Annotated in this window: 24 protein-coding genes; 16 read left to right on the top strand and 8 right to left on the bottom strand. The window is 57.7% G+C overall.

The features are described 5' to 3' along the window. Window positions 1-3: 3 nt before the first annotated feature. Complete coding sequence (locus IEI95_RS10390; RefSeq protein WP_156533048.1) at window positions 4-840, bottom strand: carbohydrate ABC transporter permease; 837 nt, start codon at window positions 838-840, stop codon at window positions 4-6. Window positions 841-843: 3 nt separating this feature from the next. Further along, entirely contained in the window at window positions 844-1,806 is a 963-nt protein-coding gene (locus IEI95_RS10385; protein WP_156533050.1) for a carbohydrate ABC transporter permease, read from the bottom strand. Between the two features lie 213 nt (window positions 1,807-2,019). Between IEI95_RS10385 and IEI95_RS10380 the strand changes: the two genes are divergently transcribed. Both IEI95_RS10380 and IEI95_RS10375 read left to right on the top strand, forming a co-directional pair. Beyond that, window positions 2,020-3,825 carry a heparinase II/III domain-containing protein gene (locus tag IEI95_RS10380; protein WP_194416431.1) on the top strand — a complete coding sequence of 602 codons (1,806 nt, stop codon included), beginning with the start codon at window positions 2,020-2,022 and terminating at the stop codon, window positions 3,823-3,825. An 11-nt stretch (window positions 3,826-3,836) separates the two neighbouring features. Next, on the top strand, window positions 3,837-4,622 hold the full coding sequence (locus IEI95_RS10375; protein WP_156533052.1) for a carbohydrate-binding protein: 786 nt from the start codon (window positions 3,837-3,839) through the stop codon (window positions 4,620-4,622). A gap of 3 nt (window positions 4,623-4,625) precedes the next feature. Here IEI95_RS10375 and IEI95_RS10370 read toward each other — a convergent pair whose 3' ends face one another. The 3 genes from IEI95_RS10370 to IEI95_RS10360 form a co-directional block, all read right to left on the bottom strand. Further along, a complete protein-coding gene (locus tag IEI95_RS10370; protein WP_156533062.1) occupies window positions 4,626-5,387 on the bottom strand; it encodes a FadR/GntR family transcriptional regulator in 762 nt (253 codons plus the stop codon). 111 nt (window positions 5,388-5,498) lie between these two features. Beyond that, a complete protein-coding gene (locus tag IEI95_RS10365; RefSeq protein ID WP_071203409.1) occupies window positions 5,499-5,756 on the bottom strand; it encodes a WGR domain-containing protein in 258 nt (85 codons plus the stop codon). Between the two features lie 108 nt (window positions 5,757-5,864). Beyond that, on the bottom strand, window positions 5,865-6,305 hold the full coding sequence (locus IEI95_RS10360; protein WP_156533064.1) for an RbsD/FucU family protein: 441 nt from the start codon (window positions 6,303-6,305) through the stop codon (window positions 5,865-5,867). 360 nt (window positions 6,306-6,665) lie between these two features. Here IEI95_RS10360 and IEI95_RS10355 point away from each other — a divergent pair, with 360 nt between their 5' ends. From IEI95_RS10355 to IEI95_RS10300, 12 genes are all read left to right on the top strand, one after another. After that, complete coding sequence (locus IEI95_RS10355) at window positions 6,666-7,727, top strand: sn-glycerol-3-phosphate ABC transporter ATP-binding protein UgpC (RefSeq protein ID WP_156533066.1); 1,062 nt, start codon at window positions 6,666-6,668, stop codon at window positions 7,725-7,727. A gap of 99 nt (window positions 7,728-7,826) precedes the next feature. Then, the gene (locus IEI95_RS10350; protein ID WP_156533068.1) at window positions 7,827-9,488 is read left to right on the top strand and encodes an ABC transporter substrate-binding protein; all 1,662 of its coding nucleotides are present in this window, start codon (window positions 7,827-7,829) and stop codon (window positions 9,486-9,488) included. A 143-nt stretch (window positions 9,489-9,631) separates the two neighbouring features. Beyond that, window positions 9,632-10,741, top strand: coding sequence for a carbohydrate ABC transporter permease (locus IEI95_RS10345; protein WP_156533070.1), 1,110 nt, complete (start codon window positions 9,632-9,634; stop codon window positions 10,739-10,741). Between the two features lie 10 nt (window positions 10,742-10,751). Next, window positions 10,752-11,684 carry a carbohydrate ABC transporter permease gene (locus tag IEI95_RS10340; protein WP_234643918.1) on the top strand — a complete coding sequence of 311 codons (933 nt, stop codon included), beginning with the start codon at window positions 10,752-10,754 and terminating at the stop codon, window positions 11,682-11,684. A 41-nt stretch (window positions 11,685-11,725) separates the two neighbouring features. Further along, window positions 11,726-12,181, top strand: a complete 456-nt coding sequence (locus IEI95_RS10335; RefSeq protein ID WP_194416382.1) for an RbsD/FucU family protein — start codon at window positions 11,726-11,728, stop codon at window positions 12,179-12,181. A gap of 10 nt (window positions 12,182-12,191) precedes the next feature. Next, window positions 12,192-13,118, top strand: a complete 927-nt coding sequence (gene rbsK / locus IEI95_RS10330; protein ID WP_156537470.1) for a ribokinase — start codon at window positions 12,192-12,194, stop codon at window positions 13,116-13,118. 112 nt (window positions 13,119-13,230) lie between these two features. Further along, a complete protein-coding gene (locus IEI95_RS10325) occupies window positions 13,231-14,202 on the top strand; it encodes a sugar phosphate isomerase/epimerase family protein (protein WP_156554446.1) in 972 nt (323 codons plus the stop codon). A 91-nt stretch (window positions 14,203-14,293) separates the two neighbouring features. Next, window positions 14,294-15,358 (top strand): sugar ABC transporter substrate-binding protein, encoded by a 1,065-nt coding sequence (locus tag IEI95_RS10320; protein WP_174083755.1) that lies wholly within the window; start codon window positions 14,294-14,296, stop codon window positions 15,356-15,358. A gap of 64 nt (window positions 15,359-15,422) precedes the next feature. Beyond that, window positions 15,423-16,943: a sugar ABC transporter ATP-binding protein gene (locus IEI95_RS10315; RefSeq protein WP_156537469.1), complete on the top strand. Its 1,521-nt coding sequence runs from the start codon at window positions 15,423-15,425 to the stop codon at window positions 16,941-16,943. Between the two features lie 19 nt (window positions 16,944-16,962). Further along, complete coding sequence (locus IEI95_RS10310) at window positions 16,963-17,940, top strand: ABC transporter permease (protein ID WP_015918470.1); 978 nt, start codon at window positions 16,963-16,965, stop codon at window positions 17,938-17,940. After that, on the top strand, window positions 17,937-18,812 hold the full coding sequence (locus IEI95_RS10305; protein WP_156533078.1) for a MurR/RpiR family transcriptional regulator: 876 nt from the start codon (window positions 17,937-17,939) through the stop codon (window positions 18,810-18,812). The genes IEI95_RS10310 and IEI95_RS10305 overlap by 4 nt, the downstream gene beginning before the upstream one ends. Beyond that, window positions 18,809-19,708 (top strand): ribokinase, encoded by a 900-nt coding sequence (locus IEI95_RS10300; protein WP_156533079.1) that lies wholly within the window; start codon window positions 18,809-18,811, stop codon window positions 19,706-19,708. Before IEI95_RS10305 ends, IEI95_RS10300 begins: the two co-directional genes overlap by 4 nt. 76 nt (window positions 19,709-19,784) lie before the next feature. Here the strand turns inward: IEI95_RS10300 and IEI95_RS10295 are convergent, their stop codons facing one another. Then, window positions 19,785-20,561: an AraC family transcriptional regulator gene (locus tag IEI95_RS10295; RefSeq protein ID WP_156533082.1), complete on the bottom strand. Its 777-nt coding sequence runs from the start codon at window positions 20,559-20,561 to the stop codon at window positions 19,785-19,787. A 112-nt stretch (window positions 20,562-20,673) separates the two neighbouring features. Here IEI95_RS10295 and IEI95_RS10290 point away from each other — a divergent pair, with 112 nt between their 5' ends. Together IEI95_RS10290 and IEI95_RS10285 are read left to right on the top strand one after the other, a co-directional pair. Further along, window positions 20,674-21,588 (top strand): NADP-dependent oxidoreductase, encoded by a 915-nt coding sequence (locus IEI95_RS10290; protein WP_156537468.1) that lies wholly within the window; start codon window positions 20,674-20,676, stop codon window positions 21,586-21,588. A gap of 406 nt (window positions 21,589-21,994) precedes the next feature. Then, on the top strand, window positions 21,995-23,101 hold the full coding sequence (locus tag IEI95_RS10285) for a Fic family protein (RefSeq protein ID WP_156533084.1): 1,107 nt from the start codon (window positions 21,995-21,997) through the stop codon (window positions 23,099-23,101). An 89-nt stretch (window positions 23,102-23,190) separates the two neighbouring features. On the opposite strand, the gene IEI95_RS10280 is transcribed toward IEI95_RS10285, so the two are convergent. Both IEI95_RS10280 and IEI95_RS10275 read right to left on the bottom strand, forming a co-directional pair. Further along, the gene (locus tag IEI95_RS10280; RefSeq protein WP_156533086.1) at window positions 23,191-24,813 is read right to left on the bottom strand and encodes an FGGY-family carbohydrate kinase; all 1,623 of its coding nucleotides are present in this window, start codon (window positions 24,811-24,813) and stop codon (window positions 23,191-23,193) included. A 50-nt stretch (window positions 24,814-24,863) separates the two neighbouring features. Continuing rightward, a complete protein-coding gene (locus tag IEI95_RS10275; protein ID WP_087730629.1) occupies window positions 24,864-25,592 on the bottom strand; it encodes an SDR family oxidoreductase in 729 nt (242 codons plus the stop codon). Window positions 25,593-25,614: the final 22 nt, after the last annotated feature.

Genomic DNA, 25,614 nt, shown 5'->3' with positions numbered 1-25,614 from the left:
ACATCACCCCTTCAGCCCGGTTGATGCGACGCCTTCGACGAAGAAGCGCTGCAAGGCCAAAAAGACGACGAGCACGGGAATGAGCGCGACAACCGACGCCGCCATGATCAGCCCGTATTCGGCGGAATATTGCGATATGAACATCCGAAGCCCGATCTGGATGGTCTTCAGTTCGGTCTTGGTGAGATAGATCATTGGGCCCAGAAAGTCGTTCCAGGTGGTGACGAAGGTGAAGATCGTCAGAGTCGATAGCGCTGGCTTCGACAGCGGCAGCATGATCTTCGCCCAGATCTGGTATTCGTTCATGCCGTCGATGCGGGCGGCTTCGCAGAGTTCTGTCGGGATCGACATATAGAACTGTCGCATCAGGAAGACGCCGAAGGCTGTAAAGGCTTGAAGGCAGATCAGTGCCAGATGGGTGTTGTTCAGCCCGAATTCGCGCATCAGCAGGAATTGCGGCACCATATAGACCTGCCAGGGCATGGCGATGGTGGCGATATAGCCGAGAAACAGCGTGTTCTTGAACGGAAAATGCAGTTTGGCGAAGGCATAGGCCGCGAAACTCGACGTCAACAATTGCAGAAGCGTGACGATGATCGTCAGCTTCGAGGTGTTGTAAATGAACAGCGCCAGCGGAATCTTTGTCCAGATATCGACATAGTTCTGCCAGCGCGGGTGGGCCGGTATCCATTCGATGGGAAACACGAAGACGTCGCGGTCGAGCTTCAGCGACGCCGACAGCATCCAGGCAAACGGCAGCAACATGATGATAGTGACGGCAATGACCGTTGCGTAGATGGCAATTGTCGAGACCTTGATCCTGCGTCCGGCAATCCGCATGGTTCAGTCCTCCCTCTGGCGGCGGAACTGGATCACGGTGACCGCCAGAACCAGGAAGAACAGCACCAGGGCAATCATGCTGGAATAGCCGAGATCCCAGGAAATGAAGGCTTCATTATAGATATGGTAGACCAGCACGAGGGTCGAGGTTCCAGGTCCGCCCTGGGTGATCATATAGACCTGGTCGAACACCTTGAAGGACTGGATCGTCAGCATGACAGTGACGAAAAACGTCGTCGGGGCCAGCTGCGGCAGGGTGACATGCCGGAATTTCTGCCAGCCATTGGCGCCGTCGAGACCGGCTGCCTCGTATAATTCGGCATTGATGCCCTGTAGCCCGGCCAGATAGATGACCATGTAATAGCCCATGCTCTTCCAGATACCGAACAGGATGACGGTGACCATCGCCCAGTGCCGGTCAGCCGCCCAGCCGGGCATGTCATTGGGGTCGAGGCCGAGCGTGTAGAGCAGCATGTTAACCGGCCCCATTTCGGGGTTGAACAGCATGTTCCAGACGACAGCCACGGCGACCAGTGACGCGACATAGGGAAAGAACATCGCGGTGCGGAAGAAATCGCGACCACGGATTTTCTGGTTGAGCAGGATGGCAAGACCAAGCGCGCAGGCAAGTGTCGCAGGTACTGAGACAAGAGTGTAGATCACTGTGTTCCAGAACGCGGAGATAAAGGCCTTGTCTTCAAACAGCCGCCAGAAATTATCGAGCCCGGCAAAGGTGATCGGGTTTGACCCATCCCAATGCATGAAAGCCAGCGCAAAGGCGAACAGGATGGGACCGAGCGTGAAGACGGCAAAGCCTAGGAAATTTGGGGCAATGAAGGAATAGGCAATCAGTGCATTTTCGATCCGCCGCCGGCGCTTGGACACGATCCGCACCCTGCGTTTCGAGGTCGCACCTTTGCCGTTCTCGGCGCTGCTGCCAGATAGAACCGGACTGATGACCGTCATCAGCTTTCCTCCCGCACGAAGCCGTATCGTGCCATGCTTTAAGCGTTCCATACGGGGCCGCCTGTCGGTTGCACCCGACTCCCGATCCCTGCATAGCATAGATCGTTTATTGGTCAAACAACTTCCGATGACATCAGACAAATTTACTGGAAAGGTGAAAATAGGTATGATAGCAGGGGATTGCTAGACGGCGAGGAAGGGGAGGTGAGCATAATGTTCAGCGAGCATATTGGCAGCTTGCCGCCTCATCTTGCCGATTTTCAACCGGCCGCAGGTGCTGACGTCCATGCGTTGCTGCAACGATTGGGCGCTACCCATCTCGCTGCCCTGCAGGCCGCGGGCCGCACCGCGATGGACGCTGAATGGCCACAAATCCTTGCCTCTCATTACCGTGACTATACCCAGACAGGAAATCGTTCGCGCTTCGAAGACCTGTATTTCCGTCGCCGCCTGATGCTGAACGATCTGGTTCTGGCGGAATGTGCCAAGGACACAGGTGAGGGCGGAGACGACTTCATTGACGCCATTATCGATGGCGTCATCCTGATCTGTGAGGAAAGTGGGTGGCAATTGCCAGCGCACAATGCTTATGGACGAGGCGGTCCGCGCCAGCCCTTGGCCACTCCTGAAGACCCGGTGATCGATCTGTTCGCGGCGGAAACGGCGGCGAACCTGGCAACCCTGGTTTGGCTGCTGAGACCGGCTCTTGCGCAACGCGATCCGCACCTGCCGGCCCGCATAGAGCAGGAGATCCACCGCCGTATCATCACCCCTTATCTTGCCCGGCATTTCTGGTGGATGGGGCAGGGAAACGAGAGGATGAACAACTGGACCGCCTGGATCACCCAGAACGTCTTGATCGCCACGTTTTCCCTGCCCACGAGCCAGGAGATTCGCCGTGCAGTGCTGGTCAAAGCGCTGGGCAGTCTCGATGCCTTTCTCAAGGACTATGCCGAGGACGGCGCCTGCGAGGAAGGCGTGCTCTATTATCGCCATGCCGCTCTCTGTCTGTTTGGCGCCATGACCGTGCTGGATCAGGTGGTGCCGGACCTGTGCCGTCCGCTTTGGCAGACAGCCAAGATCCGCAACATGGCGGAATACATCCTCAATATGCATGTGTCTGGACGGTATTATTTCAATTTTGCCGATTCATCCGCAGTTCTGGAACCCTGTAGCATCAGAGAATATCTGTTCGGCGAAGCGGTCGGCTCGAAGGCGCTGATGGATTTTGCCGCTGCCGATCTTCAGCAATCCGCAGATCCTCTGTTGTCGAAAGAGTGGAACCTTTGGTACCGGTTGATGGCAGCCACACGCTTGCCGGACGTTAAGCCTGCGCCCGCAAAGCCGGCGGCAAAAGGTGATATTTTCTACCCCGGCACCGGGCTTTTCATTGCCCGCGACAACCGTTTCGATCTGGCGGTGAAGGGTGGGCATAACGGCGAAAGCCATAATCATAACGATGTCGGCAGCCTGACGCTTTACAAGGATGGACAACCGTTTCTCATCGATATCGGCGTGGAAACCTATACGGCCAAAACCTTCTCGCCGCAGCGGTATGAGATCTGGACGATGCAGTCGGCCTACCACAACCTTCCAACTTTTGCGGGCGTCATGCAACAGGATGGACCGGAATTTGCCGCACGCGATGTCGAAACGGCTTTCGAGGTGGAGGAGGTCCGCATTTCGCTGGAGATAGCCGCAGCTTATCCGAAGGAAGCAGCGCTACGCTCTTATCGCCGCAGCGTCAGGCTCATTCGTGGCAGCCATATCGAAGTTGTCGATGAGCATGACGGTGACAAGCCTGCCGTTCTATCGCTGATGACCTGCATTGCGCCACGTGTGGAAGCAGGGAGGCTGGTCCTGGACGGGTTCGGCGAAATTAGTGTGAGCGGTGCGGCAGAGCCAATCATCGAGGCAATCGACATCGGCGATCCCCGGCTGCGGCAGGCTTGGCCGGAGAGAATTTTCCGTATTCTGCTGCCGTTTGAGACATCGCGTTTGTCGCTGACGATTACTTGAGGAGGGTGAGGATGAGAGTGACACTCACTGTGGTGGATGCTGCGGGCCAAAACCTGGCGCAGAGCAGTGCGGACCACGAAGCCTTTCTGGTTTATCGCCAGCCCTACGGGGACGGCGACCGGCTATTGGTCGAGGTGTCCGAGCCCAGTCATGTCCGTCTGGCGTTCGATGCCGCCATGGCACCGGCCATCCTGTATTTGCCGCAGGGCCGTTTTAGCTTTTCCATACCGTTCGGTGCCAGAAAGATCGCTTACCCACCCCATGCATTTTGCGGAGACCTGCACCGGCTTCACGCTGCGAAGGCGAGGCCGGAAGAGATGTCGGCACAGAGAAACCTTGCCTTCAATCCCCTGGACGACCACGCCAATTCTCAAGCTTTTCCGCATGTCGAGGCCAATGTCGAAACACGCGGGGAGGCGGCCTTCGCAGTTCGCAATGTCATCGATGGCGAGCGAGCCAATAGCAATCACGGTTTCTGGCCTTTCACCAGTTGGGGGATCAACAGGGATCCGCAGGCTGCCCTGACCCTGTTTTTCGGTCGCCCGGTCAGGCTCCGTGAAGTGGTGCTCACTCTACGGGCTGATTTCCCGCACGATGCCTGGTGGGAAAGTGCTGTTCTGAGCTTTTCGGGTGGAGAGGAAACGCGGTTGGCGCTGGTTAAATCCTCTGCCGCCCAGTGTTTTTGCCTGCCCGAAACGCGCACCGAATGGGTTCGGCTGCACAGTCTGATGAAAGCCGATGACCCATCGCCGTTTCCGGCGCTGACCCAGATCGAGGTCTGGGGGACGGAAGCCTGAGATTCAGGTCTCGCTGCCGATACCGCGCAGATCGCGCAACAGATCACGGTAGCGCAACTGGCTACCGCGCAGATGATCCTGCATGGCGGCGCGGGCGGCTTTTTCGTCGCCGTCGGAAATCGCCACCACCACGGCCTGATGTTCCCTGTGGATGAGGCGGCGATAGGCCGTTTGTTCAGCCGCCCGGTTTTCCGCGACCACTTTGGACTGAGGGATAGCGGATGCGCCGTGCATCTCGAGAAATTGCGTAAACAGCGGATTATTGGTGGCCGCAGCAATCGCCATATGCAGGGCCAGATCGGCCTCTCGAATGGAGCGGTCGGCCTCGATACACGCCAGCAATTTTGCATGGCAATCGAAAATCGCTTCCTCCTGCGCCGGCGAACGGCGCAGCGCGGCAAGCCCGGCAGCCTCTATCTCCAGCGGCGTGCGGATCTCCAAAACCTCAAGATCTGAGGACAGCCGGGCGCGATCCAGCTTTGACGGGTTTGTGCGTGATTGATGATGATTGAGGACGAAAATGCCAGCCCCTTGGCGCACCTCGACCAGCCCATCGTAACGCAGGCCGGTGACTGCCTCACGGATGACGGTCCGGCTGACACCATGGGCCTCGGTCAGTTCCATTTCGCTGGGAAGCCGATCGCCCGGCGCATAGTCCCCGCCAAGGATCGCCTTGCGAAGGCTGTCGCTGACCTGTGCAACCAGGGAGCCAGCGCCTTTGGCGCGTGTTTTCACTTGACCGGTCACACCATCCACCACTTTCATGCCCTGCCGCAGAAGGCAGAGCCGTTTTCGTCTCTCTAAGTGGAATATGTATGATGAATCGTACGCAAATTCAACTGCTCTGTAAAAGGCCATAAATATGTCTGATGTCTATCAAGTTAGACGACCCGCATCATGGTAACCTCGTTTTCTTTTCGTCCGCTCCAAGCGTGAAAGCACCCGCTGGGCATCCTCTTTTCGGTCGAAGGTCTCGATCATAGTCTGGCCTGTCGTACCAATCCGTCCCCAGTTGCGGATCACCGAGGCGCCGCCGAACAGGGTCGGTTGCAGTGCGAGCGTGTAAAAGCGCCGCATGTTTTGCGATGGGTCGATACGGCGAAGTTGGACCGGGCTGTTGTTCTCTTTCTCCATGGCCAGAGTCTGGCGTGGTTCGATTCAAGCGTCCAACGAGTTATCTGAATCGATCCGGTCTGATCGATTCACGCCTTTGATAGGTCACTCCGCCTTGGCGCCTTCCTATCAAACGACACCCTTGCTGAAAATAAAGCATCCGTAGGGGCCGGGATCGGAGGTTCTGACGATCGCAAAGGACGTCTTTGCCTCGGCGTAAAACGCGAAACGTTCCAGGGCGTCGATCTTCACCGGTCGTCCTTCTGCATGGTCCACCACACGCTGGATGGACGAAAAGATCGGTACCTGTCCACCAGGGTCGCCAACCACCTGCATTCGCTTCACCGGCGCTTCCACAAAGGTATCGAGGGGGAAAAGCGTTAGGATCGCCGCCGTGGCAACCTCAAGACCGCAACCCGACAGATTGATCAGCTTGCCATAGGTCGTGTGCTTGGCAATCGTCTCGGCCGGATGGTTGATATCGCACAGCACCAATTGGTCGCCGTGCCCCATCAGCATCAAGGCATGCAGCAATTCAGCATTCAAAACCGGATCTATTCCCTTCAACATTGGCTTGCCTTCCCTTTGCGGTCGTGAATTTCTTCACGATTTGACATTTTTTTGTGATGTTTCCCGATGCGGCGATGCTTAAACAGGGCAGCGCGAGGGCTATACTCACCGCAATTCATAGTTCAACGTCGCCAAAACTCCCGTTTCGACTGCGCTTCGATGAACATCGAAAATATTTAAGAGAAACGCAATAACGGACTTTACCAAAATAGAAGATTATGTGAAGTTCTCGACGAAGATAGCGTCTTTCCGGACGCAAGGACCGTGGCGGTGAGAGGGAGGTCTCCAACCGTTACAGTTTTCCGGAAAACCGCTTAAACGGCGTGCGCAAGGCGCGCTGCCCTGGGAGGAGAACTGCTTTTGGCATCGATGAATATCGTCAATGTCGGCAAGGACTATGGTAGCCTGAGGGTTATCCATGGCGTTTCCGTCGAGATTCCTGATGGTGAATTCGTTGTTCTTGTCGGCCCATCGGGATGCGGCAAGTCCACGCTGCTGCGCATGGTTGCCGGGCTGGAGCCGATCACCTTTGGCGATGTCGTTATCGACGGAAAAGTCGTCAACGACCTGCCGCCAAAGGATCGCGATATCGCCATGGTGTTCCAGAGCTATGCGCTTTATCCGCACAAGACCGTGGCGGAGAATATGGGCTTTGCGCTGAAGATGCGCGGTGAAACCAAGTCCTTCATTGACGAGCGCGTTCGCAAGGCAGCAGAAATTCTCGATCTGGTCCCCTATCTGGCCCGCTATCCCCGTCAGCTTTCCGGCGGGCAGCGGCAGCGCGTGGCGATGGGCCGGGCGATTGTGCGAGATCCGAAGGTTTTCCTGTTTGACGAACCACTGTCCAATCTCGATGCGAAACTGCGCGTGCAAATGCGGGCTGAAATCAAGGAATTGCAACGCCGTCTGGCGACGACGATGATTTACGTCACCCATGACCAGGTCGAAGCCATGACCATGGCGGACCGTATCGTCGTGTTGCGGGATGGTCGCGTCGAGCAGATCGGCTCGCCGCTAGCGCTTTACGACGCGCCAGCCAACATGTTCGTGGCTGGGTTTATCGGTTCGCCCTCGATGAACCTGATCAAAGGTCATATCCGGGCATCTGCAACGCCGTTTTTCGAGACCGAAGAGAGCATCCGACTTCCCTTGAATTCGGCTCCTGCAGGTTCGGACGGACGAGCGGCTTTCTACGGCATTCGGCCTGAGCATTTTGTGCTTGGCGGCGATGTAACCGCTAACGTTACCGTGCTGGAATCGACCGGAACGGAAACCCAGGTCTTTGCCCGGCTTGGCCAGCAGAAAGTTATCGGCGTGTTCCGCGAGCGTTTGGCAGAGCCGTCCGGACAGATGATTGCCATGACGCCGAACCCGGCCATGGTCCATCTGTTCGACGGTGAAACGGGGCTGCGGTTGGAATAGAGTTTGTCAGGGAAAAGTGGAAGCCTGCTTTCGCCCGTCCACGGGAGGGGACATGTGAAAGCAGTTATTTGACATAGGCGAACAAGGGAGGAGACAGGTATGAAAGTCAGCGAATACGAGAGGATGATGGCGATAGGCCTGAGCCGTCGCGCCATCCTGAAGACCGGTGCAAGCCTTGGGGCTGTGGCAGCGGCTGGTGGGTTGTTGGGCAGTGCCGGAACGGCGCTTGCCGACGAGGCGTCCCTGCGCACGCAGATCCTGCAAATACCCGGCGTTGGAAAGGGCTCTCCCACCGATGCCGATTGGCAGAAGGTCGGCGAGCTGTGCCTGGAGGCCACGAAGAAGACCGTCAAGAAGGGAGAGTTCGCTGGCGTCGAACTGTCCTTCATGGGCCTGAACAATCAGAATCTGCACAATGTGCTGTTTCGCGGCTTCCTGAAGCCCTGGGAGGATTATACCGGCGCCAAGATCACCTGGATCGACCTGGCCCAGGCGGATTACAATCCCCGCCTTCAACAGGCGATTGCCACCGGCACCGTGGATTTTGACCTTCTGGAAATGGGCGCGCCGTTTGAGGGTGATGTCTGCGGCAAGGGTCTTGCCTCGGAAATGCCGGACTGGGTAAAGGCCCAGATCGACATGGACGATTACGTCGATTACCTGAAGGCCCCGGTCGGCACCTGGGGTGGCAAAGTCTACCGTGTCTCGGTGGACGGCGATTGCCACAACTTCAACTACCGTAAGGATTATTTTACCGACACCGATCTCGCCAAGGCCTGGAAAGCCGAAGGCCATACGGGCGAATGGGGCGTGCCGAAAACCTGGCAACAGGTGCAGGAAGCGACCAAGTTCCTCAAAGGCAAGAAAATCGCTGGTGCCGATGCCATCGGCTATCTTGATGCACCAAAGGCCTGGGGTGGCTTTGGTTTCTACTTCCTCGGCAGCCGCGCAACGGCCTATGCCAAGCACCCGGATGATAAGGCCTGGCTGTTCGACATCGATACGATGAAGCCGCGCATCAACAATCCTGCCTGGGTGCGCGCCATACAGGATGTGGTCGATGCCCTGCCTTCCGAAGCCGGCGACCAGCTGAATGCCGATCCGGGCACGACGGCGTTCCAGCAGTTTCTGGCCGGAACCGGTTCTATGGTCTCCTGGTGGGGCGATGTCGGGCAAAGCGCCCAGACCAGCGATAGTTCGGTGGTGGGCGATACCATTGCCTTCGACATTCTTCCCGGCTCCGACGATGTCTACAACGCCAAGACCGGAAAGTGGGAAACGCTGGCAAGCGGGCCGAATTATGCACCCAACATGGCCTATCTGGGCTGGGGCGTTTACGTCATGGCTCGTGTCGATAAGGACGAGAAGAAAAAGAAGGCGGCTTGGAGTGCGGCAGCCCATCTCGGTGGCAAGGATCTCGCCTTGTGGACGGCGGCTTATCCCTCCGGCTTCCAGTGCTATCGCAAGAGCCAGTTCGATATCAAGGAATGGGTGGCAGCGGGTTATGAGGAGGCGTTCATCAGCAATTATCTCGCCTCCCAGTCGAAGTCCTACAACCATCCGAACGCCGCCATCGAGCCACGTATTCCCGGTATCTTCCAATATTACAGCGTGGCGGAAGACGAATTGGCAAAGGTGTTTGCGGGAAGGGTGAAGCCCCAGGAAGGTGCCGATGCGATTGCGGCGGCCTGGGAAAAACTCACCGATCAGCTTGGCCGCGACAAGCAGATATCTCTCTACAAGGCCTCGCTCGGCGTTTGAGCTATGCCAGCGGCGGGAAACTGCCGCTGGTGTTCCCAAACGGCGTCAGGCGGCTTTCTCATTTCGCCTGACGTCCATTCATCAGCCTAATGCCAATCTTGGCTTCCGGCCTCTGCTCGGGCGTTGTGCCCAAGGGTTTGCTTATGTCCGACACGACCATGCCTGCCATTCGCCCGACTGAAGGGGTATCGCTACGGCAAACCGGTGCCCGGCGTGGTCGCCTGCTGTTGGCGGTGGCCACGGTGCTGTTGCTTGGCGTGCTCATTCTGCAAGTTCTCGATGTAGCCGGGGTGACCTCGCTTGGCCTCGTCAGCTGGCGTCCCTTGCTCTATGCCTATATCGTCTGGGCCGTGGCTCTGTGCGCCGCGCAAATCATGATCCGTGGCGAAGCGGGCCAGCGGGCCGTGTTCGTTCTGCCAGCGGTGCTGTTTACGGTCGCCATGGTGGTATTTCCCACGGTGTTCGGCCTCTACATTGCCTTCACCGACTGGAACCTCAGCGCTGCCGCAGGACGGCGTTTCAATGGCATCGACAACCTGCGCACGCTGTTTGCCGACTTTTACTTCTGGAACGCGCTGTTGAACATGGTCTATTATGTTCTGGCGGTTCTGGTGCAATATGCCATTGCCTTTGGCCTCGCGCTGCTTTTGAACGCCGAAATCAAGGCCCGGAAGTTCTTTCGCGTCGCCTTCCTTCTGCCGCTGATGTTGAGCCCGGTTGCCGTCAGCTGGATGATCGGCAAATCGCTGATGGAATATCGCTTCGGCCCGGCGGCAACGCTTGCCCGGCATCTCGGATGGGACAACCCGGCGTTTTTCTCGACCCCGTGGCTTGCCCGCCTCTCGCTGATGGCCATGGATGCCTGGGTCTCGATCCCCTTCATGATGATCCTGCTTCTGGCCGGGCTTCAGGCCTTGCCAACGGAGATCAAGGAGGCCGCCAAAGTCGATGGTGCTTCCGGCTGGCAGAGCTTCAAGGAAATCACCTTTCCGCTGATGCTGCCGGTCAGCGTCACGGTGATTATCCTGCGGATCATTTTCCAGCTGAAGCTTGCCGATATCGTCATCAATGTTACCGCAGGCGGACCCGGCGGCGCGACAGATACGGTCTCCAGCTTCATCTTCCGGGAATATCGTGACCGCTCGAATGTCGGCTACGGCACCATGCTGGCCGAGTTCTATCTCGTCATCATCATTATCTTCGTCTCGCTCATCCTGAAGGTGACGAGCCGCTGGCTGCAACGTTCCAACTGAGGCACCGACCATGGCAAACACAAGCACCAGCCATAACGGCCCTGAAAGCCGAGCCGAACCCCGGTTTCGTCGCCCTCAATTTCTGACAAGCAGTCTGCTGATCTATGCCGCCTTGGTGTTCTGGGCGTTCATCTCGCTGTTTCCGATCTACTGGACCATCACGACATCCTTCAAGACCGCCGTCAATGTCACCCAGGGCCACCTCATTCCCTTCGTGGATTTTACGCCGGACTGGAAGGGCTGGCGCTCGCTCGGCCTTTCGCCGGACACGATATTTGTGGCCTCGACGGTGCGCGACGAATTCATGCGGCGGTTTTTCAACAGCGTCGTCGCCTCGGCTGGAGCCTCGTTTCTGGCTGTGGTGATCGGATCGCTGGCGGCCTATGGCCTCAGCCGGTTTTCCTACAAATTCCTCTGGTTGCGTAACAAGGATATCTCTTTCTTCTTCCTGTCCCAGTTGATCCTGCCGCCCGTCGTGCTCGCCATGCCGTTTCTGGTGCTCTATAAACACCTGATGCTGCTGGATACTCTGACCGGTCTCGTTCTGGTCTACACGCTGATGGTACTGCCCATCGTCATCTGGATCATGCGCGACCAGTTCGACACGATCCCTGTCGAACTCGAACAGGCAGCCCTTGTCGATGGCTGCTCGATCTGGGGGGCGTTTATGCGGATCGTCCTGCCCATCGCCCTGCCGGGAATGGTGGCTGCCTTCATCCTGTCGGTCATTCTTTGCTGGAACGAATATTTCTTCGCAGCGCTCCTGACCAGTTCGAACGCCAAGACACTGCCCGTCATGGTGGCCAGCCAGACTGGCTCGCAAGGCATCAATTGGTGGTCCATGGCCGCTATCGCCACCGCCGCCATCATGCCGCTTGTCCTGGTCGGTATTTTCCTGGAGCGCTATATCGTCAAGGGCCTGACCGCCGGTGCGGTCAAATAGGCCAGTCATTGTAGTAAGTTAAGTTAAACAAGGAGTGTCCCATGCTGAAAAATCTTCATCCTGCCTTGAATGCCGACGTGCTGCATGCGCTGCGATCCATGGGGCATGGCGATACACTTGTGATTTCCGATACCAATTTCCCCAGCGATAGCGTGGCACGCCAGACCGTGCTGGGCCGTCCCCTGTCCATGGCCAATCTGTCATCCGCAGAAGCTGTGCGCGTCCTGCTGTCGGTTTTGCCGCTCGATACGCCGCTGCAAAATTCGGCAGGTCGTATGGAAGTCATGGGTGCCCCGGACGACATTCAGCCGGTGCAACGCGAGGTCCAAGTGGAAATCGACCGCGCCGAGGGCAAGCCATCGCCGATGTACGGCATCGAGCGGTTTGCATTCTACTCCCTTGCAAAGAAGGCCTATTGTGTGATTTCAACCGGCGAAACCCGCTTCTACGGCTGCTTCCTGTTCACCAAGGGCGTCATCCCACCGGCTGGAGCATAAGGAGGGCAGGATGGGCAAGGGCGTTTCGATACTCGGAATCTTTGTTGCCGATACCGCTTATCTTGCGGCGCGATTGCCGGTGGTGGGCGAGACAATCACCGGCAGCGGCTTTTCCGTCGGTCCGGGCGGCAAGGGCTCCAACCAGGCGGTTGCGGCAGCAAGGGCCGGGGAGGGCGCGAACGTCTCCTTCATCTCGAAGATCGGTCGCGACACGTTCGGTGATCTGGCGTTGAAGACCTATGCGGAGGCGGCTGTCCTGCCAAAACTGACCATTATGGATGACCAGCCGACCGGTGCCGCGTTCATCTATGTCAACGACAAGACGGGCGACAATGCCATCATCGTCTATCCAGGTGCAGCCGGAACCATTACCATTGAGGATGTCGAGGCGGCGCGGCAAACCATCGAGACCAGCGCAATTTTCGTGACTCAACTGGAGCAGCCCGCCGAGGCAGCCCACCACGGGCTGATGATCGCCCGTAAGGCTGGCGTCACCACTATCTTCAACCCCGCCCCCGCCGAGCCGTTTCCAGACACGATCTATCCGCTGTGCGACTATATCATTCCCAACGAAACCGAAGCCGCCGCATTGGTTGGCTTTCCGCTCGATACGATTGAAGATGCTAAGCGGGCGGGGGATGTGCTTCTGGAGCGTGGTGTCGGTACCGCCATCATCACGCTCGGCAGCAGAGGCGTGTTGTTTCATAGCCACGATGCCTCGGTGGCGGTTCTGGCCATTGCAGCCGGGCCTGTCATCGATACGACAGGGGCAGGGGACGCCTTCGTTGGCGGTTTTGCGGCAGCGCTTGCCGATGGACTTGCCCCGCTCGACGCGGTCCGGTTCGGATGTGCGACGGCGGGCATCGCCGTGACCCGCCGGGGAACCGCGCCCGCCATGCCGGAGCGCAGCGAAATCGAGGCATTGCTGCGTCGCTGAGGTTGGCTCCAGGCAATTCACTGGGGTCTAAGAGATTTTTTACTTTACAAATCACAATTATTTTGTGAAGTATGAAGTGTAGTGATCAAAGTGAGCCAGAGCCGTGACCCAGCTGAAATTTGCAACCCGCCTGAATTCCTTTGCCTCCTGCCCAAAGGCAGAATGGCCGGACCTGTCCGGCAAGCCGACCATGCTGCAAATGGCAAAGCGTGCCGCAAAAGTCGATGGGCTAACGGATCTCGATCTCAATTATCCCGATCATGTTGGCGAAGACCCTGCTGTTTTGGCCCGCCAGATTGGCGATATGGGCCTGGCAATCAATGGGTTCGCCATGCGCTATTACACCAATCCCGCCTTCAAGATCGGCGCATTCACTAATCCAGACCCCGCAGTCCGGCGGGAAGCCATCGATCTCACCAAGGCCGGTATTGACGCAGCCCGTGCAGCAGGCAGCCGGTTGATGACGCTCTGGCTCGGCCAGGATGGGTTCGATTATGCCTTTCAGGCGGATTATCACACCCTGTGGCAACACGAAATTGATGGAATCCGTGAAGTTTGCGCCCATGACCCGGATTGCCAGATCAGCATCGAGTACAAGCCGAACGAACCTCGGTCCTACAGCCTGATGCCGGATGCGGCAACGACATTGCTGGCCATCAGGGATGTCGATATGCCCAATCTTGGCGTGACGCTGGACTTTGCCCACGTTCTCTACGCCGATGAACAGCCAGCCTTTGCCGCCGCCTTGATTGCCCGCCATAGCCGCGTTCTCGGTGTGCATCTGAACGATGGCTATGCCAAGCGCGACGATGGCCTGATGGTGGGCGCGGTCCACACCCAGCAGACCGTCGAGCTTCTGCGCCAGATCCGCAAGGACGGCTATGACGGCGCCATCTACTTCGACACGTTCCCGGACATGACGGGTCTCGATCCCGTCCACGAATGCGAGGTCAATATCCAGACCGTCAAGCGCATGCTGCGGATTGTCGATCGCCTCGATCAGGATAATCGTCTTTCGGGCGCCATCGACCGTCAGGATGCCGTGTCCGCGCAGGCCATCGTTCAGGAACTGATGCTGGGCTAAGGCCCGCAATTCAAAATACCTTGAGATTTCAGACCTTTGTAACCAAAGGCATGCCGGAGGCGTGCTTGATGATACCACCTGGGAGGAACCGATGAAGACCATGATGAAACTGACGCTTGCCACTGGCCTTGCTGCCAGCTTCCTGTTCAGCGCAGCCTTTGCGCAGCAGCTTGCCCCACTCAATTCCGACACTGAAAAAGACCGCATGGACTGGTCGCAGCTGGAAGCAAAGTTCGGCCCCTTTCCGAAGCTTCCCGACGGCACCAAGGCGGGCGCCGTCTCAAAGACACTGACCAACGAATACTGGCGGTCGCTCGGTGAGGGCTATGCCGCGTTCGGCAAGGCCAAGAACGTTCCGGTCGCCTATCAGGCGGCGCAAAGCGAAGGCGACCAGCTTGGTCAGTTGACGATTGCCGAGGGGATGATCACGCAAGGCTATAACGTTCTGCTGGTGTCGCCACAGACGGATTCCAATCTTCAGCCGGTGATCGAACAGGCCAAGGCCGCCAATATTCCGGTCGTTGACGTCAATGATGCAGTGATCCCGCAGGCCGAGCACTATGTCGGCAATGTTCAGCGCGACAACGGCGTGCGCGTCGCCAAATGGTTCATCACCAACCGTCCGCAGGGCGGCAAGGTGGCGATCATCGAGGGCCAGGCCGGTGTTTATGCCGCCGTGCAACGCACCGACGGCTTCAAGTCCACCATCGGTGAAAACGGCAAGTTCAAGATCGTCGCCAGCGTTCCCGGCAATTGGGACCGGCAGACCTCCTACGATGCCGCGACCAACATCCTCAACCAACACCCCGATCTTATCGGCTTCTATGCCAACAATGACGGCATGGCATTGGGCGTGGTCGAAGCCGTCAAGGCGGCAGGGCTTGCGGGCAAGGTCGCGGTTTTCGGCACTGACGGTATTTCAGACGCCTACGCCTCGATCAAGGCAGGCGAACTGACCGGCACCGTCGATAGCTTTCCGGTTCTAACAGGTGAAGTGGCCATGGAAACAGCCCTTCGGCTCGTTGCCGGCCAGAAATTGCCGCGCGTCGTCGCCACGCCCCAGGCGCTGATCACCGCCGACAACCTCGCCCGCTACCAAGGCAAGGGCGTCGATGTGCGCGCCGTGCTGATGGAAGATGCCAAGGCTGCAAAATAATCGAGGTTAACGCACTGCCAGCTTTCAGGGTTGGCAGTGCGTGTCTTGCAGGAGGAGGTGAAATATGGTGCCGAGACTGGGATTTGAAACAATCTCCAAGAGCTTTCCGGGCGTCAACGCGCTGACGGAGGTGAGCTTTGACGTCGCTCCCGGAGAAATTCACGGGCTGCTGGGTGAAAACGGCGCCGGAAAATCAACGCTTCTGCGCATTCTGTCCGGCGTCTTCCGGCCAACCTCCGGCAGTGTTTTCGTCGATGGCGTAGCTGTCGCATTTCGCAAGCCGCTGGATGCAAGACAGGCTGGCATCGCGATGATCCATCAGGAACTTCAACAGGTTCCGCATCTGAGTGTTGCCCAGAACATGTTTCTTGGCCATTCGCTGACCCATATGGGCGGGCTTTTCGTTTCGCGCAGGGAGCAGGAACAGCGGGCCGCCGAAGCGCTGTCGATGATCGATCGCAGCATTGACGTCGCCGCGCCCATCTCCAGCCTGAAAGTCGCGCAGCGGCAGATTGTCGAGATCGGCCGCGCACTGCTCGACAAGGCCAAGGTCATCGCCATGGATGAGCCGACCTCCAGCTTGACGCCGAGCGAGTTCGACCGGCTGGCTGAGGTGATTGCCGATCTCTCGGCCAGCGGCGTGTCGATTATTTATGTTTCGCATAAGATGGACGAGGCTTTCCGTATCTGCCAGCGCGCCAGCGTCATGCGAGATGGCAAGCTCGTTGGCATCGTTGATATGAAAGCCACATCGGAAAAACAGGTCATTGCCATGATGGTAGGGCGTGAACTGATGCAGGAAACCCATCATTCCTTCGTAACTGATCAGGTCAGGCTGCAAGCCAGCAATCTGTCTTCAGCCACCAAGATCAAAAATGTCTCCTTCACCCTGAAAAGGGGTGAAGTGTTGGGCATTGCCGGGCTGGTCGGCTCGGGGCGTACGGAATTGCTGCGGCTGATCGCCGGTGTCGATCGTCTGAGCGAGGGGTCTATTACCATCGATGGCAAGAGTGTCAGCCTGCGCAATCCCCGTGACGCAATCGCGGCAGGAATCGGCCTTGTGCCGGAGGAGCGCAAGCGCGAAGGTATTATCCCCTTGCGCCCGGTCAGCTTGAACATGGCGCTCGCCTCGCTTCCCAGCTTTTCCGCTGCCGGTCTGATCCGCACCGGAAAACTGCGCGCCAGCGCGCAGGATTTGCTGAAGCGTGTCAATCTGCGGCCGTTTCAGCTTGATCGTCCTATCCGTCTGTTCAGCGGCGGCAACCAGCAAAAGGCCATTATTGCCCGCTGGCTGGCGGCCAAATCGCAGATCCTGCTGTTCGATGAGCCGACACGCGGCATCGATGTCGGGGCAAAATCCGAGATCTACCAATTGATCGAAGCCCTGGCCCGCGAAGGCCATTCGATCATCGTCGTTTCCTCCGAGCTTCCCGAAGTCATCCGGCTCTCCGACCGGGTCCTGGTGATGCGGGAAGGGCAGATCGCGGCTGAAATCTTGCGCGAACAGCTGACGGAAAGCGCCATTCTCGCCCACGCCATTCCAGGAGCGAGTGCCGGTGCTACCGCCATCGCACATCCTGCATAAACAGAGAGGATCTTTCTCCATGACCGCCTCTTCATCCGCCGCCAGCCAATCGGTCCCGACCTTTCGCCGGTTTTCCGTCTCGTTGCGTGACGCCGGAACGCTGATCGGCCTCATCGTCATCATGGCGGTATTTGCAGCGCTCGTTCCCGGCTTCCTGTCGGAGCGCAACCTGACCAATATTCTCCAGCAATCCAGCATCAATGCCTGCCTGGCGCTGGGCATGACGCTGGTGATCATTTCAGGCGGCATCGATCTATCGGTCGGGCCGACCGCTGCCATTGCCGCCGTGATGACCGCGACGCTGCTGCTGGGCGGCACGCCCATTCCTTTGGCGATTCTCGCCGGGCTTGGTGTCGGCGCGGTATGCGGCTTTATTAATGGCGTGCTTGTCGCCTATATCGGCCTGCAACCCTTCATCGTGACGCTGGGGACACTGAGCACCTACCGAGCCATCGCGCTGATCTTCACCGGTGGCAATCCGGTGCTGGGCATTCCACCTGGCTTTCGGGCGCTGTTCAATGGAACCCTGATCGGCCTGCCCATCCCGGTGTTGATCGTTGCCGGTGTTTCGGTCGCCGCCTGGGTGCTGCTCAAGAAGACGCCTATCGGTGAATACCTGATGGCAGTCGGCGGCAATGAAGAGGCTGCTTACGTCGCAGGCGTTCCAATCGCCCGTACCAAGATCACCGCCTATGTGATTTCCGGCGGGCTGGCCGCACTCGCCTCTCTCATCCTGATTGGCCGTCTTGGCGCAGCCGAGCCCATTCTCGGCAATCTCTGGGAGCTGGATGCAATTGCAGCAGCGGCGATTGGCGGTGCATCGCTGATGGGCGGCAAGGGCAGTATTGTCGGCACCATTCTTGGCGCCATTATCCTGGGTGCCATGCGCAATGGTTTGACGCTGATGAATGTCCAGGCCTTCTATCAACTGCTCGCCACCGGCCTTATAATCCTTGTCGCAATGATGATTGATCGCGCGACAAGGGGACGGGAATGAACGCTGATGGCTTTGACATGAAGGCGGTGGGGCCGCGCATTCGCATGATGATGCCAATGCTGACGCCGCTGGAAGCAAAGGTCGTGGATACGGTCTTCGGCATGCGTGATTTCAGCGAGGAGACCTCGCTGAAGCAAATCGCCGAAAATGCCGGTGTTTCGGAGGCCATGGTGGTGAAGATCACCAAGAAGCTCGGTTTTTCCGGCTTTCGGGATTTCCGGTCTTCCGTCAGCCAGTATAACCGCCAGCCGACCACCGAAATGCATCAGGAATTGTCCGTTGACGATACCTCGCTTGAAATCGTCCAGAAAGTCTTTCGCACCTCGATCCACGCCCTTGAGGAAACACTCGCCATTCTGGACATGGCAGCCTTCGACCAGGCGGCGGACATGATCCATAAGGCTCGAAACCGGGATTTCTACGGCGTCGGCGGCTCGGCGCAGATCGCCCGGGATGTGGCCCACAAGTTTTTGAGAATTGGCGTGCGCGCCAGCGTCTTCGATGATTCACACATGATGCTGATGTCGGCAGCCCTTCTTGGCGATACCGATGTCGCCATTGGCTTTTCGCATTCGGGCAATACGATTGCCGTGATCGAGGCCCTGCAACTTGCCCGCAGGAATGGCGCCAGCACCATTGCCGTGACCAATTACGGTTCCTCCGCGCTCGCCCAGTCCGCCGACGTGGTCTTGTGTTCCACCGCACAAGGCTCGCCTTTGATGGGGGAAAATGCCGCGGCGCGCATTGCGCAGCTCAATATTCTCGACGCCATTTTCGTCGCCGTCGCCCAGCGCGACTATCAGGCCGCCGAGCGCAATCTCGACCGCACCATGTCCGCCGTCACCTCCAAACGCAAAGATCGCCTTCCATGACATCCTCGCCTATCGTCACCGTTTTCGGCAGCCTGCATTATGATATCGCGGTCTTCGGTCCAGACCGGCCACGTCAGGGAGAAACTGTTGCAGGCACGTCCTGGCATCCCAAAAGCGGCGGCAAGGGTGGCAATCAGGCTGTCTCGGCAGCACAGGCCGGCGTCTCGACCTTCATGATCGGCGCTGTTGCCGACGACGAATTCGGACGGTTTCTGTTGGAAAATCTTAAACGCCGACAGGTTGATGATCGCTTCGTGCGGCGCGACGCGGCAGCGTCGACCGGCCACGCCACCGGCATGAGCGTGGCAATTTTCGATGCGCAGGGCGATTACGGTGCCGTTATTGTGTCCGGCGCCAACCTGACGCTTGGCGATCAGGATGTCGCAGCCGCAGCCGATCTGCTGGGCCGGACAACGGTTCTTGTCTTGCAGAACGAGATCCCCGACGCCGCCAATGTCGCCGCAGCAAGGGCCGTCCGGCAGGCTGGGGGCCGCGTCCTGATCAATGCCGCACCGGCGCGCGCCTTGTCAGCCGACCTTCAGAACCTGATAGACATCATCGTCGTCAACGCCATCGAGGCTGAAATGCTGGCGGGTGTCCCGGTTGTCGAAACGCTCGATGGCGCATTGGAAGCGGCAAGGAGGCTGTTGGCGAACTTCCCGGACGTTGTGGTCACCGCAGGCGGCGCGGGTGTCGCCTACGCAAGTCGAGGCGGAGACGAAATTGTCCTGCCTGCCGTGAAGGTGAAAGTGGAAAGCACGCACGGAGCCGGCGACATGTTCATCGGCGTGATGGCCGCAACCCTCGCCACAGGAAAATCGATGCGCGACGCACTTTCACTGGCAAATATCGAAGCCGCAAAACTGGTTGCGACACCAGAAGCTGAACGCCTTTAGAGTTTGTCAGGGAAAAGGGAAAACCGATTTTTCCGAAAACACAAACGAAAACAAGAGAATTTAGAGTCTGTCTGGTTCAATCTGAACGTGACAGACTCCAGGCTAAAGGTTTCACCCCCATAAACTGGGTTGGCGTCATGGCCGTGACCTGCCGGAAAGCGTGCGAGAACGAAGCGGCACTGGAAAACCCGAAGTCGGCAGCCACGCGGGCGATTGGCTTTCCCTTGGCGAGTAGATCCATCGACTGCACGATCCGTGCCCGTTGTCGCCAGGCCTTGAAGGTCAACCCTGTCTCCGAAGGAAACAATCGGCTTAAGGTTCGCACGGATGTCGCGGCCCGCGATGCAAATTCATCTATGCTCATCAGGCTCTGATGATCGGTGAGAGCCATGTCGGCGACCCGAAGCCCGATTGTGCTTGTCGGCAGGGGGAGGAATGTTGGCGCGTGGGCCGTTGACGTCAGTTCGTGCAGCATGAGCTTGGCTACGAGTTCCCCCTTCTCTCGGCTGACATCGGCCATGAAGGCCGCCTCGAGCAAAGACTGCATGAGCGGGGTCACGCGTAAAGCGAATGTCTGATCGAGCGGTACCGGAGGCGCCCATTCTTGCGCCGCCGATGGCTCCCAATGGACCATCCATAATTCGGCGTCCGTCAAGACATCGACGCGATGGGGAACGCGAGCGGGAATCCAGACTGCGAGCTGTGAAGGTACCAGCCACCGGCCTTCCTCAGTGTGAACCTGCACCATCCCAGATGCGGCAAAGGTGAGTTGCGCCTCGTCGTGGGCATGGATTGGCAAGCCTTCGCCGCGTTGTTTGAAGCCTCGCTGAAAGGTGAAAGGATGTCTGGGCATGATTGGCTTTTCGGCGATGGAGATTGGCAGAACATCGATAAGGTGTTCGTCTAGCATAGGACTTGTCGATGGTCGAGCCGACACCAAAACCTCAACAACCGAGAGCGAAGACATGAAAGCAATCATTATCAACGAATATGGCGACAACAGCGTGCTTAAATATGCCGAGGTCAAATGTCCTGAGCCGAAAGCAGGCGAAGTGCTGGTTAAAGTCCATGCGGCAGGCGTCAACCCTGTGGATTGGAAGATTCGCAGTGGCGCTGGCCAGCGAATGGGGATGACCTTGCCAATCCATCTGGGCGGAGAGATTGCAGGCATTGTCGAAAAACTTGGACCAGGCGTCACCGAATTCAATCGAGGCGACGGCGTCTACGGCGTTATCAAACAGGGAGGTTTCGCGCAGTATGCGATCGCCAAAACGACGGATGTCGCGCGCAAGCCCTCCACCCTCGATTTTATCGAAACGGCTGCTACGCCGCTCGGAGCATTAACCGCGTGGCAGGCCATGTTTGACGTTGCCAAACTTTCGACCGGCCAGCACGTGTTCATCACAAACAGCTCGGGCGGCGTCGGCTCCCTGGCAGTTCAGCTTGCGAAGGCCCGAGGCGCGCATGTCACCGCGATGGCGTCCGCTCGAAACAAGGAGTATGTCCGCAGCCTCGGCGCCGACGAGTTCGTCGATTACACCAGGCAGCCTTTCGAAAACATCGTTCGTGACATGGACGTCGTCTTTGACACGGTTGGAGGCGAGACATTCAAGCGAGCATTCACCACCCTGAGGCAGGATGGCTTCCTGGTGACGGCGGTCGCCTTTCCTTCTGACGAAGACAAGCAGCATGGCGTCGGCGTTGCGAGGGTGCAGTGCGTGCCAAATTCGGAGCAACTCACGCAGATCCGGGAATTGATAGAAGCAGATAAGGTGAAGCCTTACGTCGCCACTGTCCTTCCGTTCGAGAGCGTCAAGGAGGCGCTTGAACTTTCCGAAGACGGGCATACTCGCGGCAAAATCGTCCTGCAAATCGCATGATGTGGCCCAATTATAACGACCTCTTTCAATCCAGGCCATGGGGGCGACTGCGCATACGGCAAGGCCGTTCAGGCAAAACTGGGTGAGTTAATCCTGACCAGCGCCGCCGAAAGCGATCCCGATCATGCGCGCTCCGAAAAAGTCGATCACCTCATTCTTGATCGCCGGACAAAGCTACGAAAGAGAGTGTGAACGGGTCCACAGTTCCGACTGATGTTAGGAACGATCATGTCTTGGAATGCTTGAATTCCATTCTGTCGACCTCGTGTCGGAGGCGAGCGGTAATGAAAGTGGATCTTTGACAAACGGTACACAGCAGATTTCAAGCCCAGATGATCGATAGAATGACTTGCAATAGCTCATCAATCAGCATAATTTTGAGTTATAGAAAAGGCGGCTATAACTCATGCAATGGAACTGGCAACTGCCCGATTGGCCAAACTTCTCCTATGACATTGAGAACATGGCCCCTTTGGAGCAAAGGTTTCTCCAGTCATCCGGTGAGGTTATCGGTGCTGTCAGGCATTTCAGTGACGACGACAGCAACCAATTGCGGATTGAGTTGCTGAGCGACGAAGCCATCAAAACGTCGGAGATCGAAGGTGAGTTCCTGGATCGAGCAAGCGTCCAGTCGTCGCTGCGCCGACAATTTGGTCTCAACACAGACAATCGTCCGGTCCGACCGCAAGAGCGCGGGATCGCAGAGATGATGGCCGACGTCTATAAAAATTGGTCCGGCCCACTCCAGCATGAGGACCTTTTCCATTGGCACGCGATGCTGATGGCGGGAAACCGATATATCGAAACAGTTGGCTCCTATCGTCGCCACAATGATGCCATGCAGATCGTCTCAGGTCGCCTGGACAAGCCTATAATCCATTTTGAGGCACCGCCATCCAGCCAGGTGGCTGCGGAAATGGCGCTTTTCATCGACTGGTTCAATCGGTCGGGGCCAGGCGGGTCAACTCCATTATCTGCGCTGACCCGCGCAGCCATCGGACACCTCTATTTCGAAAGCATCCATCCCTTTGAGGACGGTAACGGTAGAATTGGACGCGCGTTAGCTGAAAAATCGCTAGCACAGAACATTGGGCAACCAAGTCTGATTTCGCTTGCCTTTACAATTGAGCGTGACCGAAAGGCCTATTACTGCGAACTTGAACGCCATCAGCGAAAGCTCGATATCACCGGATGGATTGTCTATTTTTCGCAGACAATCCTGGAGGCCCAACAGGCAACGATTGATCGTATTGCCTTCTTCATTCAAAAGGCAAAATTCTACGATCGGTTTCGGGACCGGCTTAATGAACGCCAGGAAAAAGTCATCGCCCGTATTTTTCGAGAGGGTATTGCTGGTTTTAAAGGCGGGTTGAGCGCGGAAAATTACATTTCAATCACGTCCACATCGCGTGCGACAGCAACGCGTGACCTCCAGCACCTTGTCGAGATCGGTGCATTCACGCGCACCGGAGAGCGGCGACACACGCGATACACCCTAAGACTCCAAAGCTGACCATCATTTCAAGAGGCCAACATTTCGATCGGATTGTCTGCTCGTCGTTTCGTCCAGGTGTCGGAGAACCCCAAGGATATTCAGTCCATCTACACGTTACGTAGCTCTCTACCCTGTTGCTGTAGCGTTGTGAAATGGCCATATCTGCGTTTGTGGATATTGGCCAAAGCGCCGACCTGCGGATGATAGGTCTTTGTTACGCCGCTTAAAGCTTCCATTGCCTGGCTGACACCTGAAAAGGCCTTTCCCGCCACGGCACCCAAAATCGCGGAGCCCAGCAACACCGGCTCATCCAGACCCGCAGCCACCACGGGCTTGCTGCAAGCATCGGCCAACACCTGCCGCACCAGATCGCTCTCGCCAGCGCCACCGCTGATCACAACTCGCTCAATAAAGGCGCCCGATGCGGCCTGTGTCTCGATGATTTGCCGCAGGCCATAACCAATGCCGCACAGGCCCGCGATATAGAGCGCAACCAGACTATCAAAATCCCGGTCCATACCCAGACCAGCAATGATAGCGCGTGCGTGGGGATCGGCAAAAGGTGCACGGTTGCCGAGGAATTCCGGCACGATGTGCAGACCTTTTGCCAAATGCACGACATCGGGTAGGGCGCTGACCTTGGCCGCTGCCGCCTGCGCCAACAGAACCGGCAGGGCAATACCCTGTTTGCGCGCCTTTGCGGCGGTCTCTGGTGCTGCCGGGTGAAAGGCCAGCAATTGATCAATCGCCGCACCGGCGGCACTCTGCCCGCCCTCATTCAACCACATGCCCGGCACCATGGCCGAGTAATATGGCCCCCAGACGCCGGGCACAAACACGGGCTCAATGGTTGAGGTCATGGTGCAGGAGGAGGTGCCAAACACATAGGCCATATTGTCTTTTGGCCCGCTGCCAATGCCAACCGTGCCAATGCCACCGGCATGGGCATCAATCATGCCCGCCGCCACGGCCGTGCCGGTTTTCAGGCCCATGGCAGTAGCGGCGGTTTCCGTCAGGCCCTGCCCAAGCGGCGTTCCGGGTTCGACAATGCGCTGGCCAATGCGGCTGAAGCCCTCGTCGGCCAGTTCGCCAAGCCCAATGGCGTGGAAATAGCTTGGGTCCCAACGCTGCTCATGGGCCAGATAGGTCCATTTGCAGGTCACTGTGCAGGTGGAACGGGCGAGATCGCCCGTTGCCTTCCAGGTGAGAAAATCGGCAAGGTCAAAAAACTGCCAAGCATTCTGGAAGGTCTGATGCCGGTTTTCCTTTAGCCAGAGAATTTTGGGCGTCTCCATTTCCGGCGAAATTTTGCCACCGACATAGCGCAGCACATCATGGCCGATGGCGTTGATGCGTTCCGCCTGTGTGACTGCGCGTTGATCCATCCACACAATGATATCGCGCTCTGGCAATTCGGATGCACCAATTGCAAGAGGTTGCCCGCCCTCACCCAGCACCACCAGTGAACAGGTTGCATCAAACCCAAGACCAATCACTTGCGCCGGATCATCAGCTGACGCCACCACTTGCCGCACCACGGCGCAGACAGCTTCCCAGATATCAGTGCTGGATTGCTCGGCAATGCTGCCCGCTTCGCGAAACAGGGCAATATCGCGTTTGGCAACGGCAAGAAGCGCACCGCTGAGATCAAACAGACCTGCGCGGGCGCTGCCGGTGCCTACATCCACACCGATAATATAGTGATTGAGGGTGTCCGTGGCTTTGGTCATGGCAAATGCTCTTCAAATATCGATGGGACAATTATGAGGGTGAGCGTCGATTAAAGATCGACGCTGTTGGGCACAATCACCAGATCACGGATGGTGACATTGCGAGGCCGCGACAGCATGAACAGCACGGCTTCCGCCACTTCCTGTGGCTGCATCAGGCTGCCATTGGCCAGCGCTTCATCCATCTTGGCCTTTGGCCAATCATCCAGCAATGCGGTGACGACTGGACCGGGCAAAACGGCACCCACGCGCACGCCATGTTGAGAAACCTGCCTGCGGGTGGAATGGACAAAGGCCTGAACGGCGAATTTCGAGGCGGTATAAATCGGCTCCCACACCACAGGCACCACGCCTGCGATGGAGCTGGTAAACAGGATATCGCCGGATTTTTGCGCAATCAGATGCGGCAATACCGCATGAACAGAGCGGAAGGCTGCGTTGATATTGAGGTTGAGCATCCGGTCCCACGCATCTGGGTCGCCTTCCGCCACGGCACCGCCGATATAAGCACCTGCATTGGCGTGGAAGATATCGAGACCGCCCGCGACCTCCAGAATGCGCGGCAGCATGGCGGAGACCTCTGGCCCATTCAAAAGATCCACCACCAGCGGCTTGGCGCGCTCACCGAGTTCTGCGCAAAGCGTATCCAGCTTATCCTTGGCGCGGTCGATCAACACCACCGTTGCGCCTTCCGCCAGCAGAATTTTGGCGCATGCCAAGCCGATGCCCGATGCTGCACCAGTGATAGCGGCGATTTTGCCCTTCATGATATCTGTCATGGCTAAATTCTCCTTGAAATAC

The organism is Agrobacterium vitis (assembly GCF_014926405.1).
Classification (GTDB): domain Bacteria; phylum Pseudomonadota; class Alphaproteobacteria; order Rhizobiales; family Rhizobiaceae; genus Allorhizobium; species Allorhizobium vitis_H.
Note: the sequence above shows the minus strand (reverse complement) of the source record. Positions and strands in the feature narration are given on the sequence as shown.